Annotated in this window: 13 protein-coding genes and 1 pseudogene; 11 read left to right on the top strand and 3 right to left on the bottom strand. The window is 61.4% G+C overall.

All coding sequences use genetic code 11. The annotated features are described in order from the left end of the window. Nucleotides 1-7 precede the first annotated feature (7 nt). Nucleotides 8-1,822: a hypothetical protein gene (locus X757_RS158240; protein ID WP_245275035.1), complete on the bottom strand. Its 1,815-nt coding sequence runs from the start codon at nucleotides 1,820-1,822 to the stop codon at nucleotides 8-10. An 85-nt stretch (nucleotides 1,823-1,907) separates the two neighbouring features. Between X757_RS158240 and X757_RS158235 the strand changes: the two genes are divergently transcribed. The 11 genes from X757_RS158235 to X757_RS1000000166240 all read left to right on the top strand — a co-directional run bounded on the left by X757_RS158235 (nucleotide 1,908) and on the right by X757_RS1000000166240 (nucleotide 10,879). Then, nucleotides 1,908-3,011 carry an inositol-3-phosphate synthase gene (locus X757_RS158235; RefSeq protein ID WP_023681094.1) on the top strand — a complete coding sequence of 368 codons (1,104 nt, stop codon included), beginning with the start codon at nucleotides 1,908-1,910 and terminating at the stop codon, nucleotides 3,009-3,011. After that, nucleotides 3,008-3,604, top strand: coding sequence for a histidine phosphatase family protein (locus tag X757_RS158230; protein WP_023667978.1), 597 nt, complete (start codon nucleotides 3,008-3,010; stop codon nucleotides 3,602-3,604). The genes X757_RS158235 and X757_RS158230 overlap by 4 nt, the downstream gene beginning before the upstream one ends. A 14-nt stretch (nucleotides 3,605-3,618) precedes the next feature. Next, complete coding sequence (locus X757_RS158225) at nucleotides 3,619-4,719, top strand: glycosyltransferase (RefSeq protein WP_023714676.1); 1,101 nt, start codon at nucleotides 3,619-3,621, stop codon at nucleotides 4,717-4,719. Continuing rightward, a complete protein-coding gene (locus X757_RS158220; RefSeq protein ID WP_023725532.1) occupies nucleotides 4,719-5,522 on the top strand; it encodes a sugar phosphate nucleotidyltransferase in 804 nt (267 codons plus the stop codon). Before X757_RS158225 ends, X757_RS158220 begins: the two co-directional genes overlap by 1 nt. Nucleotides 5,523-5,525: 3 nt before the next feature. Next, on the top strand, nucleotides 5,526-6,287 hold the full coding sequence (locus X757_RS158215; RefSeq protein ID WP_023687791.1) for a TIGR04290 family methyltransferase: 762 nt from the start codon (nucleotides 5,526-5,528) through the stop codon (nucleotides 6,285-6,287). Next, nucleotides 6,280-7,212, top strand: coding sequence for a beta-xylosidase (locus X757_RS158210; protein WP_023725533.1), 933 nt, complete (start codon nucleotides 6,280-6,282; stop codon nucleotides 7,210-7,212). The genes X757_RS158215 and X757_RS158210 overlap by 8 nt, the downstream gene beginning before the upstream one ends. Nucleotides 7,213-7,218: 6 nt before the next feature. Beyond that, nucleotides 7,219-8,376 carry a glycosyltransferase gene (locus X757_RS158205; protein WP_023725534.1) on the top strand — a complete coding sequence of 386 codons (1,158 nt, stop codon included), beginning with the start codon at nucleotides 7,219-7,221 and terminating at the stop codon, nucleotides 8,374-8,376. Nucleotides 8,377-8,384: 8 nt separating this feature from the next. Then, nucleotides 8,385-9,362 (top strand): GNAT family N-acetyltransferase, encoded by a 978-nt coding sequence (locus X757_RS158200; RefSeq protein WP_245275036.1) that lies wholly within the window; start codon nucleotides 8,385-8,387, stop codon nucleotides 9,360-9,362. A gap of 4 nt (nucleotides 9,363-9,366) precedes the next feature. Further along, nucleotides 9,367-10,269 carry a class I SAM-dependent methyltransferase gene (locus tag X757_RS158195; RefSeq protein WP_023725536.1) on the top strand — a complete coding sequence of 301 codons (903 nt, stop codon included), beginning with the start codon at nucleotides 9,367-9,369 and terminating at the stop codon, nucleotides 10,267-10,269. After that, nucleotides 10,241-10,561: a hypothetical protein gene (locus X757_RS158190; protein WP_373432827.1), complete on the top strand. Its 321-nt coding sequence runs from the start codon at nucleotides 10,241-10,243 to the stop codon at nucleotides 10,559-10,561. Before X757_RS158195 ends, X757_RS158190 begins: the two co-directional genes overlap by 29 nt. A gap of 141 nt (nucleotides 10,562-10,702) precedes the next feature. Then, nucleotides 10,703-10,879, top strand: coding sequence for a hypothetical protein (locus X757_RS1000000166240; RefSeq protein WP_023725538.1), 177 nt, complete (start codon nucleotides 10,703-10,705; stop codon nucleotides 10,877-10,879). On the opposite strand, the gene X757_RS158185 is transcribed toward X757_RS1000000166240, so the two are convergent. Further along, nucleotides 10,880-11,443, bottom strand: a complete 564-nt coding sequence (locus X757_RS158185) for a sigma-70 family RNA polymerase sigma factor (RefSeq protein ID WP_023681087.1) — start codon at nucleotides 11,441-11,443, stop codon at nucleotides 10,880-10,882. A gap of 568 nt (nucleotides 11,444-12,011) precedes the next feature. Beyond that, nucleotides 12,012-12,965, bottom strand: a pseudogene (locus X757_RS0133540) (amino acid ABC transporter permease); the annotation flags it as partial. Between the last annotated feature and the right edge of the window lie 2 nt (nucleotides 12,966-12,967).

Raw genomic sequence — 12,967 nt, forward strand, 5'->3', positions numbered from 1 at the left:
CGAAACGCTACACCTGAGAGTCGTCCAGGAACCGTATCAGCCCCGCCCTGTATCGGTCTGCGGTCGCGGCCAGCCTTGCTTTTTCCTGGCCATTTTCGGATTGCGCAGCCGTGCTCCAGAGCCCGATTTGGAACGCCAAATAGCAGGGTTCGAAAAAATCGATGTGGCCATTGTCAATATCGAGCCCCATCCCCTCGACCAATGTCGTCACATCGCTGTCGGACAGTCCATATTCGACACGGGCGCCGGCAATGTCCCACTCTATCGGCTGGCAGCCAATCAAATCGTGTGCCCGGCAATGGTCGACGGCATCTGTCTTGACCACCGAGCCGTCGGCACAAACGAGAAACTCCCACGCGTGAAGCTTTCCGTCGATTTCCACCGGCTGCAGAACATGCGCAGGGGTTTTTTTCGAGAGCCAGCCGCGCAACGTCGCCGCTCGGTTCTCGCCCAGGGCTTCAGATGTATTGGAAACAGCCATTTCCGTGAGTGCGAGCAATGATGCACCCGGTTCGCAGGTTCGGAGATTGAGCGCCCGCCAGGTTAGATAGCGCGCCAACTCCGCGACCAGCCTTCCTCTTGGCAGCGGCGCCTGGTCCATCGTGGTGCCGTCAATCCACCGTTCGACCAGAAAGCCGTGGCAAAGCCCGACCACTTGCGATCCGAACCCGGCTTTCCCCAACATTTCCGCGGCTCGTCTCTTACGCCGTCCGGTTTCGCCGAGGCCGGCGAATTTGACGAGCCAGCGACCACACCCCGCGGACGCCAGGAATTTACGCCGCTCGATGCCGCGCGGGCTCGGCGGCCAATGCTTTTCGTCGACGTAGTGGACGCTCCTCCATTCGCCACCAGACAGTTCGGTCAGGCGTAATTCGGGGCTGCCGACCGCCTCGGCCACCCATTCGCTAAGCGTGGGAATGTTCGAGCTTTCGGGGAAGGTGCATTCGAGCGCCGTCGCCACATGTTTCGGACAGCGCGACCATGTCTCCCTGGCCTCCCGTGACGCTTCGATGCCCGGGTTGCCAGGATGGCTGGGAAACAGGTGAATGCGGTCCATACCAATACCCAGTTCCCGCAGCCACGCGACGACGGCGTGCATCGAACTGCCGGACAGACCGGGACCTTCGTCTACAACGGCGAAGCGTGCCGATGGATTGTTCTTCCAGGAAGCGATCGAGCGCGGATCGGCATTGATGTGCCTGCGGAAAGGATGGCCGACCGGACGAACGCTGAACGGCGCCGGCGCGCCAATCGCGGCAGCCACTATGGCGGCAAGCCCCAGGCCGATGCTGCGGATGCCGATCACGCATGTGTTCGCATCGAGACCTGACTCCTGCGCCGCTCCCATATAGCTTTCGGGATAAAGCGCGTAATGCGCGTAACCCTCGGCAGAACCGGTCAGAACCTCAGCCTCGCAATCCAACCCGTCCAGCAGTTGGAGAAGTCCCGGCTCGATGCCACCGCCCACGGCGAAACCGCTTCGCCACGACTTCGCCACCTCTGCCGCAAGACCAACCAGCAATCTGGCGCCTTGCTGTTGCCGCGGCGAAAAGATGTCGATGCCCCTGTTCTCGAAATCGACATCGGCAAGCGCGCGAACCAGTTCCGATACGCTGATGAATAGGCCGACCAACGCGGCATGGCGTCGGATGCCATGAGCCATGCGGTCCAGACTTTGAGCAATCTCGCTGGCAGCTTCGCGAAGCCGTTCTGCGCTCTGCCTCCGCTTCTGGTCGCCATAAACGATCATCGATCGGTTTTCCAATGCTTTGCCTTGCGGCAACGCAGCGAGCGCTGCTTCGATCCATGCTGTCTTGCGCAATTTTTCGGCAGGCCAAGGAACATTCCGGCACGCTGGTGGTTCGGCGGCAGGAACTTACCTTTGAACAGCATAGGGCGGCAGTTTCGTGGGATCGAAAAAGGTTCGTGTCGGTATCGTCGGGGTCGGCAATTGCGCATCCTCCCTGGTGCAGGGCCTCTCCTATTATCGTCACGCAAAAAGCAACGAACCAATCCCAGGGCTGATGCATGCCGACCTCGGCGGTTACCATGTCGACGACATCGAGATTGTCTGCGCATTCGACGTCGCCAGGAGCAAGGTTGGCCTCGACGTCGCTGAAGCAATCTACGCCGCCCCGAACAACACGTTCCGCTTTGCCGATGCGGCGGCAAACGGCGTTCGCGTCGAGCGCGGACCGACACTTGACGGCATCGGAAAATACTTGCGCGACGAAATCGAGGAGGCGCCGGAGCCGGTTGCCGACGTCAGCGAAATCCTGCGCAACAGCGGCGCCGACGTGCTGGTCTCTTACCTGCCGGTGGGCTCCGAGGAGGCGACGCGCTTCTACGCCGAATGCGCGCTTGAGGCCGGCTGCGCCTTCGTCAACTGCATACCCGTTTTCATCGCCTCACGTCCGGAATGGCGCCGGCGCTTCGAGCAGCGAGGGCTGCCGCTGGTCGGCGATGATATCAAGAGCCAGGTCGGGGCGACCATCGTTCACCGCCTGCTGGCCAATCTCTTCCGCGAGCGCGGCGTGCGCATCGATCGCACTTATCAGCTGAATTTCGGCGGCAACACCGACTTCCTCAACATGCTGGAACGCGAGCGGCTGGAATCAAAGAAAATTTCCAAGACCCAGTCCGTGGCCAGCCAGTTCGATGTTCCCCTGGAGCCGGGCAATATTCATGTCGGACCCAGCGACCACGTACCGTGGCTGACCGATCGCAAATGGGCCTATATCCGGGTGGAAGGGACGACCTTCGGCGGCGTGCCGCTCAACGCCGAGCTCAAGCTGGAAGTCTGGGATTCTCCAAATTCAGCCGGCGTGGTGATCGATGCGATACGCTGCGCCAAGCTTGCGCTCGATCGCGGCATAGCGGGAGCACTGACCGGTCCCTGCAGCTATTTCATGAAGTCGCCTCCCGAACAGTTCACCGACGCCGAAGCGCGGCAGCGCACGCTCGCTTTCATCGCCGGCAAGGACGAGCCTTTGCTGGATGCCGCGGAATGACGACAACGTTCTTTTTGATCCGTCATGCAGCGCACGACAATGTCGGCTCCTATCTTGCAGGACGGATGGATGGCGTTTGCCTTGGCGAGGCTGGGAAGGCGCAGGCCGCGCATCTTGGTGGCCGCATGGCCCGGGAGCCAATTGAAGCCATCTTGTGCAGCCCGCGTGAGCGTACGCAAGAGACGGCCGTGCCGATCGCGCTTGCCTGCGGCGTCGGTGAAATCGCGATCTGCGCCGAACTCGACGAGATCGATTTCGGCGATTGGTCGGGAAAGACTTTCGACGAGTTGAATGGAGATGCCGGTTGGCGGGCGTGGAACGACCAGCGGCAGGAGGCCAGGACACCGAGCGGCGAGACCATGCTGGATGTCCAGGAGCGGATCGTCGCACTGATGAACGCAGTGCGCGAGCGGCATCCGAATCAGTGTGTCGCCCTGGTCAGCCACGCCGACGTGATCAAAGCCGCCGTCTGCAAGGTGCTTGGCTTGCCGGTCGGCGACTGCTTCCGCTTCGACATCGATCCAGCCTCGATCACGACGATCGTGTCGGGTGACTGGGGCTCCAAGCTCCTGCGAATGAACGAAGCTGCCTGACGAGGACTTTCCGGATGCAGATGGTCATTTTCGGTCTCACCGTTACATCATCATGGGGCAACGGCCATGCCACGCTCTGGCGGGGACTGATCCGCGCCCTGGGTCGGCTGGGATGGTCCATCACCTTCTTCGAACGCGATACCCCCTACTATGCCGGGACGCGTGATCTCGATCGGCTCGATGGCGGCAACGTCGTCATTTATCCGGACTGGGAGGACATCCGTCGCGTTGCGGAGCGGGCAATGAAGCAAGCGGATGTCGTCGTCGTCACCTCCTACTGTGCCGACGCCGTGGAGGCCTCGCGGCTGGCGCAGCAGACAGGTCGCGGATTGCGTGTCTTCTACGATCTCGACACTCCGGTCACGCTTGCCCGCATCGAGCAAGGCGAGCGTCCGCCCTATTTCGGACCTGAGGGTCTCGCCGATTTCGACCTCGTTTTGAGTTACACCGGCGGCTCTGCGATCGAGGCGCTTAAGTCGGTTTTGGGCGCGCGTCACGTGGTGCCGCTCTATGGGCATGTCGATCCCGACCAACACCGGCCGGCAGAGAAGCGGGCGGAATTCGCCGGTGATCTGTCCTATCTCGGAACCTACGCGGCGGATCGCCAGGCCGGCGTCGAAAAGCTGCTGGTCCGCCCGGCCGCGCGCCTGCCTGACCACCGCTTCATCATTGGCGGCGCGCAATATCCGCAGGAATTCCCATGGAGCGACAATATCTTCTTTGTCAGGCATCTTCCGCCCGCCGATCATCCGGCTTTCTTCTCATCATCTCGCCTTACATTGAACGTCACCCGGGAGGCGATGGCGCAAAAGGGCTGGTGCCCGTCGGGACGGCTCTTCGAAGCGGCCGCGTGTGGGGCTGCCATCGTCACCGATGCATGGCCGGGCCTGGCCGAATTTTTCGAACCCGGCCGCGAAATCTTGTTGGCGCATGACACCGATGATGTGGTCGCCGCATTGCGATTGCCGGAGCGCGAGCTCGACGGCATTCGAAGGCGTGCCCGCGACCGGGTCTTGGGCGAACACACTTCCGCACGGCGCGCGGCGGAACTGGATCGCATCCTGAACGATGCCTTTCAAAGATCTCCCGGCGAACCGATGAGGGAAGCGGTCTGATGTTGGGCATCGTACCCGCTGCCGGGCGCGGCAGCCGCATTCAGCCGCTCGGCTTCTCGAAAGAGCTGCTGCCGGTCGGTAGCCGGATCGATGGACAGACCGAGCGTCCCTGCGCCGTGAGCGAGTATCTGGTACGGCGCATGGTGCAGGCCGGCGTCGACAAGATTTGCTTCATCATCGGATCGGGCAAATCCGACATCCTTGAATACTACGCCGCCGGCTACGGTGACGCGGCGGCTCTCTTCGTGGTGCAGCCGAACCCCGTCGGTCTGTGCGATGCGATCTTCCGGGCGGCGCCCCTCGTCGCGCCCGACGAGGTCGTCCTGGTCGGCCTTCCCGATACGATCTGGTTTCCCGAGGACGGTTTCCGCCATTTGCCCGACGATCAGCTCTCATTTCTGCTTTTCCCGGTGGATCAGCCGGAATTCTTCGACGCCGTCGTCACCGACGTCCACGAGCGCGTGATCGAAATCCAGGTCAAACGACAGGATGCCGCCACGAACTGGGTTTGGGGTGCGTTCAAGATGCCGGGCCATATCCTGCATCAGCTTGCGGCACTCTGGCGTGAGCGCGAGCGCAGTGACGAATATATCGGCACTTTGGTCAACGCCTATATTGCGGCCGGCGGTACAGCTTTTGGTGTCAGGGCTGGGTCGGACTATGTCGATGTCGGCACTTTCAACGGCTATCGAACAGCTCTGCGGTTGCTTGAAAACGACGCCCCATCCGCGCACCGCCGGCCCACCATGATCATGCCCGGCGCGCAGTCGCATGTACCCGTCGTTCCTGGCGAAGGAGCCTGAGCCATGCTGCATTCCCATGCCGAAATCCGCCGCCGCATCGATGCGCTCGGCCCATGGTTCCACAACATGGAACTTGCCGGCGTCGAAACCGCTCCCAACCATTTTCTGGGCAACTACCCGCTGATCAAATGGCGCAAATTTGCCAATGCCATTCCCGCTGATCTGACGGGCAAGGCGGTACTCGATATCGGCTGCAATGCAGGATTTTACTCCATCGAGATGAAACGGCGAGGTGCTGACCGTGTCCTCGGCATCGATTTCGATGACGCCTATCTGGCCCAAGCTCGCTTTGCGGCCGAGGTTGCCGATTGCGAGATCGAATTCCAGAAGCTTTCGGTCTACGACGTCGGCTCGCTGCGCGAGACGTTCGATGTCGTGCTGTTCATGGGGGTGCTTTACCATTTGCGCCACCCCTTGCTCGCGCTCGACCTGATCCGCGAACATGTCGCCCGTGACCTGATGATCTTCCAGTCCATGCAGCGCGGCAGCGCGGATCTGCCCGAGTTGGAAGAAAACTATCATTTCTGGACGCATGACCTGTTCGACCAGCCGCAGTTTCCCAAGCTGCATTTTATCGAGCACCGCTATGCCGACGATCCCACCAACTGGTGGATTCCAAACCGCGCCTGCACCGAAGCGATGCTGCGCAGCGCCGGTTTCGAGATCGTTCTGCACCCCGAGCAGGAGGTCTATTTCTGCCGCGCAGCCGGGGACCCGGCCGGCGGCGGCGCCATCTACCCCTCGAAAGGACAGCTCCATGATTGAAGCCGCCATGATCTGGAACGAGCCCAACAACAAATCGCATTGGGACCCAGAGCTCGATCCCGATTGGAGCCGCTTTGCCAGGATGGCGATCTTGTCGGCTGACGCAATCGCGTCGGAGAACCCGTCTTTGACGAAAGTACTCGGTGGCATCTCGCCGATAGATCCGGGCTTTATCACCCGCATGAAGGAATTCGGCGTGCTAGACCATGTCGATGCCGTCGCCGTGCACGGCTTTCCGCTCGACTGGAACCTGTGGCAGATCCACGAATGGCCACAGAAGATCGGCGAGATCGCGACCGTCACCAACCTTCCCATCTGGGTCAGCGAAGTCGGCGTATCGACCTTCGGCGCGGAAGAAATCCAGGTCTGGGGGCTCAAGCGCACCGCCGAGTTGCTGATCGGCAACGCACCACGCATCCAGTGGTACAGCCTCTACGATCTTCCGCGCGAATGGGAAGCAACGACGCGGCATCGCGAGGCGGAGGGCTCTTCTTACTATCGACATTTCCACATGGGGCTGCTGCGCCAGGACGGTACGCCAAAACCTGCGCTGGAGGAGTTCCTGCGCTACACGCCCGCAATGGGGCTGGTGCAGTGGTTTCATTTCGAGGACCCCCGGCTGGACGATGCCGTCGCCTGGATGAAGCGGCTGGGCGTCACCAATATGCGCACGGGGCTTTCCTGGGCAGACAACTTCCGGCCGAACGCGCTGGACTGGTTCGACCGGCAGATGGAGGCACTCGCCGATTTCGACGTGACGGTCACCTTTTGCTTTACACCGGAGCATCGCGGAATGATGCCCCACCACACCAGCCCACCTCTGGTGCCGGAGGAGTTCGCGGAATTCTGCGCAACCATGATCCGCCGCTATGCGCCCGGCATGACGTCCGCTTCGCTCCCGACGCGGCGGGCCTCGGCCGCGTGAAATGTCATGCTGCCGATGCATCAGACGCCTGACACATTGGACGAATTAGCGGCACCATGGACAGGTGGTGCGGCGTACGGGACCGAGGCCCAACCAGCCGCGGCGCTCACTGTCCTCAATGTCGCCTACCCTCTCGCACCCGTCGGACCCGATGCTGTCGGCGGTGCCGAACAGGTTCTGTCGATGCTCGATCGGGCGCTGGTTCGCGCCGGCCACCGCTCTATCGTCATTGGCTGCCGCGGCTCCAGCGCGAGCGGTACCCTTGTGGAAATACCGGCTGAAGACGGCGTGCTCGACGAGGCGGCGAAGAGCCGCGCGCAGCAGGCTCATCGCAAAGCGATCGCCGCTGCCCGCGCCCGATGGCCGGTCGATGTGGTCCATCTGCACGGCATCGATTTCGATGCCTATCTGCCCGACGATGGCCCGACCCTGGTGAGCCTCCACCTGCCCTTGGACTGGTATCCGGCCGAGGCTCTGCGACCGACGCGCGACGACCTGTGGCTCCATGCGGTCTCGTCCACCCAGCAGCAAACGGCGCCACCAGGGGCCAGACTGGTGGCGCCGATTCCCAACGGCGTTGACATCGAATCATTGAACCTGGTGCAGCCGAAGCGAGACTTTGCCCTGGTTCTCAGCCGGGTCTGCCCGGAAAAGGGCATTCACCTGGCCCTGGACGCGGCCAAACAGGCGGGCGTGCCCTTGGTCATCGGCGGCAAGGTCTATCCCTACGAAACACATACGCGCTACTTTCGCGACGAGGTCCAATCCCGTCTTGATACTCGCCGCCGCTTCCTAGGCCCGCTCGGTTTTAACGCCAAGAGGCGCTTTCTCAACGCAGCCCGCTGTCTGGTCATTCCAAGCCTCGCCGCCGAGACAAGCTCGCTTGTCGCGATGGAGGCCCTCGCCTGCGGTACCCCGGTGGTCGCATTCCCGAATGGTGCGCTTGCAGATGTCATCGAGCACGGCAGGACGGGCTTTCTCGTCAACACAGTCGACGAGATGGCCCAAGCCATTCTTGCGGCGCCCAGCCTGGACGCCGAGGCGTGCCGGGTTGAAGCGCGGCGGCGGTTTTCGCTGGAACGGATGATCTCGTCGTATATGGCTGCTTATCAGGCGCTGGCACAACTTGGCACAGATTGCCGGCGCTTCGCTGCGGCACCGTGAGAAAAGCAGTGTTGCGCAGCGAAATCATCGATGACCCCGTAAAATTCGATGCCTTGACGCCGCACTGGTGGAAACTGTGGGAGCAGAGTTCCTCTGCGACGCCGTTCCAATCCCCCGCCTGGCTGGTGCCATGGTGGCGCGCATTCGCACCCGGTGAACTGGCGACAGTTGCGGTCTGGCGTGGCGGCGATCTGGTCGGGCTGGCGCCACTCTATCTCGAGCATGGAACGGCCGGTTCGAAGCTGCTTCCGGTCGGTATTTCGCTCAGTGATTATCTGGACATCCTGGCTGTCCGGGATATCGAGGCGGCGGTTGTCGCCACCATTGCCGAAACGATCTGCTCGGTCGGGTGGTCACAATGGATCTTGTCTGATCTGCCGCAAAACAGTGCCGGTCTTACGATCGCGCATCCCGGTTTAACGGTCGAGAGGCCGGTAATTCATGCAGCCTGTCCCGTGCTTGCTGTTGCCGGCGACGACACGTTGGCCGGCTGCGTTCCCGCTCGGCGCAGGCGCCAGTTGCGCCGGGCGCGCCAAGCGGCGTCCAGACGCGGCCGGCTCGCGTTGGCGTCAGCCCGGGGCGATCAGAACTTCCTGAACCAATTGATCCGCCTGCACCATGCACGCTGGGTTGGACATGGAGGTGGTGTATTGGCTGACCCCGCCGTGCAGCACTTCCATGGGCTTTCACTTCCCTTGCTCGATGCTCACGGCCTGGTCCGATGCTGGTTGCTCGCGATCGATGGCACGACTGTCGCCGCCTATTACGGATTTCACCACCGCGGCCGCGCCTATGCCTATCTCGGCGGCCTCGATCCTGCTTATGCCGAGGAGAGCCCAGGGGCGATCCTGATCGGCCACGCGATCGCGGAGTCGATCCGCGAGGATGCGCGCGAGTTCGACTTCCTGCGCGGCCAGGAGGCCTACAAATATGGCTGGGGCGCCGTCGACAGGTGGACGATGCGGAGGATCTGGACGCGGAGTTGATGTCATGAGTGTGCACGCGCAGCGCCGGACAACGGTCAGACGGGCGGTCGAGGATTGTGTGGCCGATGGTGCCTGCGCCGAAGCTGTTCTCGTCAGGCTGGCGCTTCACCTGCCGCTCACAATTGAAGCGGCGGAATTGGCGGAGGTCGTGCTGAAAGTCCGTCCGGCGGATACCGGCGATGCTGAAAGACTGCGAAAGGTCGCTGGACTGCTGTGCCACAGACCGGGCGTCCTTGCCACTTTGCGAGCGACAGGCGGCGCCGTTCGGCATGAACGCGGTAACGGCGAGACGGATATCGCAGTCGTCACGCGGCTGGCCTCGAGTTTTGATGCCGCGGCAGCAATTTCGACAGCCGCAAGTGTCCAGCTAGGATCCCTTGGCGATGACGAGCGGCTGACAGCCATGACCGACGAAATTGTTGAATGGCTCGAGGCGCGAGAATTCACCGGAATTGAACGAGACATCCTCGACATCGGTTGCGGCATCGGACGTTTCGAGCGCGCGCTGTCCAATTCCTTCAAGCGGATGGTCGGCATCGACATATCATCGCGGATGATCTCTATCGCCTCCGAGCAATGCGCAGCGCTCGGCAATGTCGAACTGCGCCAAACCTCCGGTCTCGATCTGGCCGACTTCGACGACGACAGTTTCGATTGCGTGTTGGCGGTCGACAGCTTTCCCTACCTGGTCCTGGCCGGCATGGCTGAGCGGCTTTTCGATGAAATTGCGCGCGTTCTCAAACGGCCGGGCCGGCTCGCATTGCTGAACTATTCTTATCGCGGATCGCTTTCTTTGGACCGGGCCGACATCGGCCGTCTTGCGCAAACTCACCAATTGCGGGTCGTCATCGACGGCCAGAAGCCGTTTCGGTCATGGGATGGCGACGCCTTCCTGCTTGCTGGGTGAGACGGAACATTACAGCGCGATGCCGGTTCGGGCGTCGGCACCGATCGGTGTCCTGGATTCAAAGGAGGAGATCGTGGCATCCGGCAGCAAAAAGCATTTCGGACAAGGCAGCCAAGGCAAAGGTGCCGGCGCCCGCGCAATGACCACCTTGGACAAGGACAAGATCGAGGAAAACGCGGTTTTGTCCAACCGCGACAGGAAGCAACATGGCCGAGAGCGCGGGCTGGACGGCAATCGAATCAAGTCCGATCAATTTCAGGATCACGCCGCAAACCGGTTGCTGAAGGACTGACGCCACCGCGCCGCGTCTTGCCGCGGCAAGGAGGAAAACTGTGCAAGGGCCGCCGGTGAGCCTCTCGGCGGTCGACAACGCCCTGTAGTGCCGAGCGCTCATCATCAGACTTGGATCTAGGGATGCTATCAAGAGAACGTGATGTCTCATTCGAGCGACGATACCACGGATCTGCTTGTCGAGATGGCAGTGGATCAGGAGATTGCTTCCCTCCTGGCCGCCATAGAGCAGGAAAAGATACCGGACCGCCTCTCCAAGCTGGCGATCGAATTGCAAAACGCTCTCGTCGAGAAGCGTCGGCGAGACGTGAAGAGCTGACTATCTGCGGTTGTCGACCTCTATATCGAGCTGACCATCCGACAGCTGATTTCGTCTCTCTATCAATGTCTGCAGAGAGCTCTCCCCGAGTAGCTCAAGGATGTTGGCGCGGGCACGGTTCAGCCGGCTCTTGACCGTCCCTACCGCGCAGCCGCAGATTTCGGCGGTTTCCTCGTAGCCCACTCCTAAAACGCCGATCAGCATCAGCACCTCGCGCTGATGTTCGGGCAGCTTTTGGATGGCGCCGTGAACTTCCTTGCTCTGAACGGTCCATTCCTGGGTAGCTTCCGAAATCGGTCTCGAAGACGCGCAGTCGAGAAGGCCTGGCGCTTCCCGTGCAGCGATCTTGATCCGGGTGTAGTAGGTGTTGCGCATGATGGTGAAGAGCCACGACTTCATGCGTGTACCGGGTTCGAACTTGTCGATGTTGGCGAGCCCTTTGGTCAACGTTTCCTGCACCAGATCGTCGGCATCGTCTGGAACGCGGCAGAAGGTGCGCGCGAAAGCCCGCAGGGCAGGTATCAGATCAACGATGGAAACGTCATTGGTTTGTTGGTCGGCCAAGAGATAGCCTCCGGATGACAATGGTCCAGCTCCCAGAAGAAAGAGTGAATGAACGAAGCCAGAGCTAAATGCATGGAAGTTTGGTTCGTTCCCGCCGTTGGAAACAACTCTTCGAAAATTCCATCGGGCGCGAACGCGCCGACTACGGTCTTCCCCCAAACACGCCCACTTCAAGGGAACGAAACACCATGCCGAGCTTCATTCCCGGGAAGCCTCGCCGGTGCGTTTGGCTGTGCAGGGCATGGACCGAGTCGTGCGGCTGGCAACGCGCAAACCACTGCCTAGCGAACCACGTGGCGAACTCGGCTACCATTGATACATAGCGTCCAGCAATCGGTCGTAGTTGCCGGGAGGCCGGCCAACGAACATGCTCGTCCAGCACTTGCTCTATTCTGCCCTCCGATCGGGCTAAGCCACTGAAATACCGGGCTGATTCACCCTTGACGACGTCGCCGAACGGCGTGCTTTCGCGTACAATCTGCAGTTGCTCTCCGAAGCTGGCTGTTGCGGTGCTGTGCAACTCGCTTTGGCGAAGATCACGGATGACTTCAGCGCTTGAGTGAGCGCCCCCAAACCGGTCCTCGATCCGCGACTGCAGGAACTCGAGCCCCATCGAGAGCAGCCAATAGATCATCGAGGCGGTGATGAGCATCTCGATGTGGCGGAACTCGGTCTGGCCCTGCGTGCGTGCGAGATACATGATCTCCCAGACCCCGACCACCGAGACCAGCGAAGAATCCTTCAGCATCGCAATGAACTGGTTGCCGGTTGGCGGCACGATGACCCGCATCGCCTGCGGCAGGATCACCAGGAACATCGTCTGGTTAGCGCTAAGGCCGAGTGCCGTAGCACCCTCGGTCTGGCCGCGCGAGATGCTTTCGATGCCGGCGCGGAAGATCTCGGTCATGTACGCGCCGTAGCAGAGCGACAGCGCCATGATGCCGGCCGGCACGGCGCCGATCACGTAGCCAATCTGCGGCAGGCCGAGATAGATGATGTAGATCTGCATCAACAACGGCAAGCCACGAAACAGAGAGGTATAGAAGGTCGCCAAGCCATAGACCACGCCGTTGCGGGAAAGTTTGGCGATGGCGCCAACGAAGGCGATGAGGGTGGCGATGGCGATCGAAATCGCCGAAATGTAGAGGGTCGTCACCACACCCTTCGAGACGAGGAAGCCGATCTTCTTGGCGATGAACGCGAAGGACAAGTCGAAGGAATAGAAAAACAACATTAGCAACACGAACAGCTCTATCCAGACTGCCACAATCTGCTGTTTGCGGCTGAGATACCGCAGCGCGTTCCAGTTCGCCACCAAGATCAATGCGATCAGCACCGCCGAGACCGCCCGCCCGACGTCCGGGTTGGCGGCGAGCCACTCGACGGACCACGGAACGAGCTTGCCGAGCCAACTGGCTTTGATGCCGAGCCCATACAGGCCGGCGGCGATGGCGGCGAGCACGAAGAACACGCCAACGCGGCGCGCCGCGTCCGGGTGGTTGAGCAATAGTCGGCCGATCACGT

The sequence above is a fragment of the Mesorhizobium sp. LSHC412B00 genome (genome assembly GCF_000503035.1).
Taxonomy (GTDB): Bacteria; Pseudomonadota; Alphaproteobacteria; order Rhizobiales; family Rhizobiaceae; genus Mesorhizobium.

Coding starts and splice junctions, on each gene's coding strand:
- X757_RS158195 (WP_023725536.1), top strand. CDS start 9,367: ATGAGTGTGCACGCGCAGCGCCGGACAACGGTCAGACGGGCGGTCGAG.
- X757_RS1000000166240 (WP_023725538.1), top strand. CDS start 10,703: ATGTCTCATTCGAGCGACGATACCACGGATCTGCTTGTCGAGATGGCA.
- X757_RS158205 (WP_023725534.1), top strand. CDS start 7,219: ATGCTGCCGATGCATCAGACGCCTGACACATTGGACGAATTAGCGGCA.
- X757_RS158225 (WP_023714676.1), top strand. CDS start 3,619: ATGCAGATGGTCATTTTCGGTCTCACCGTTACATCATCATGGGGCAAC.
- X757_RS158230 (WP_023667978.1), top strand. CDS start 3,008: ATGACGACAACGTTCTTTTTGATCCGTCATGCAGCGCACGACAATGTC.
- X757_RS158215 (WP_023687791.1), top strand. CDS start 5,526: ATGCTGCATTCCCATGCCGAAATCCGCCGCCGCATCGATGCGCTCGGC.
- X757_RS158190 (WP_373432827.1), top strand. CDS start 10,241: ATGGCGACGCCTTCCTGCTTGCTGGGTGAGACGGAACATTACAGCGCG.
- X757_RS158210 (WP_023725533.1), top strand. CDS start 6,280: ATGATTGAAGCCGCCATGATCTGGAACGAGCCCAACAACAAATCGCAT.
- X757_RS158220 (WP_023725532.1), top strand. CDS start 4,719: ATGTTGGGCATCGTACCCGCTGCCGGGCGCGGCAGCCGCATTCAGCCG.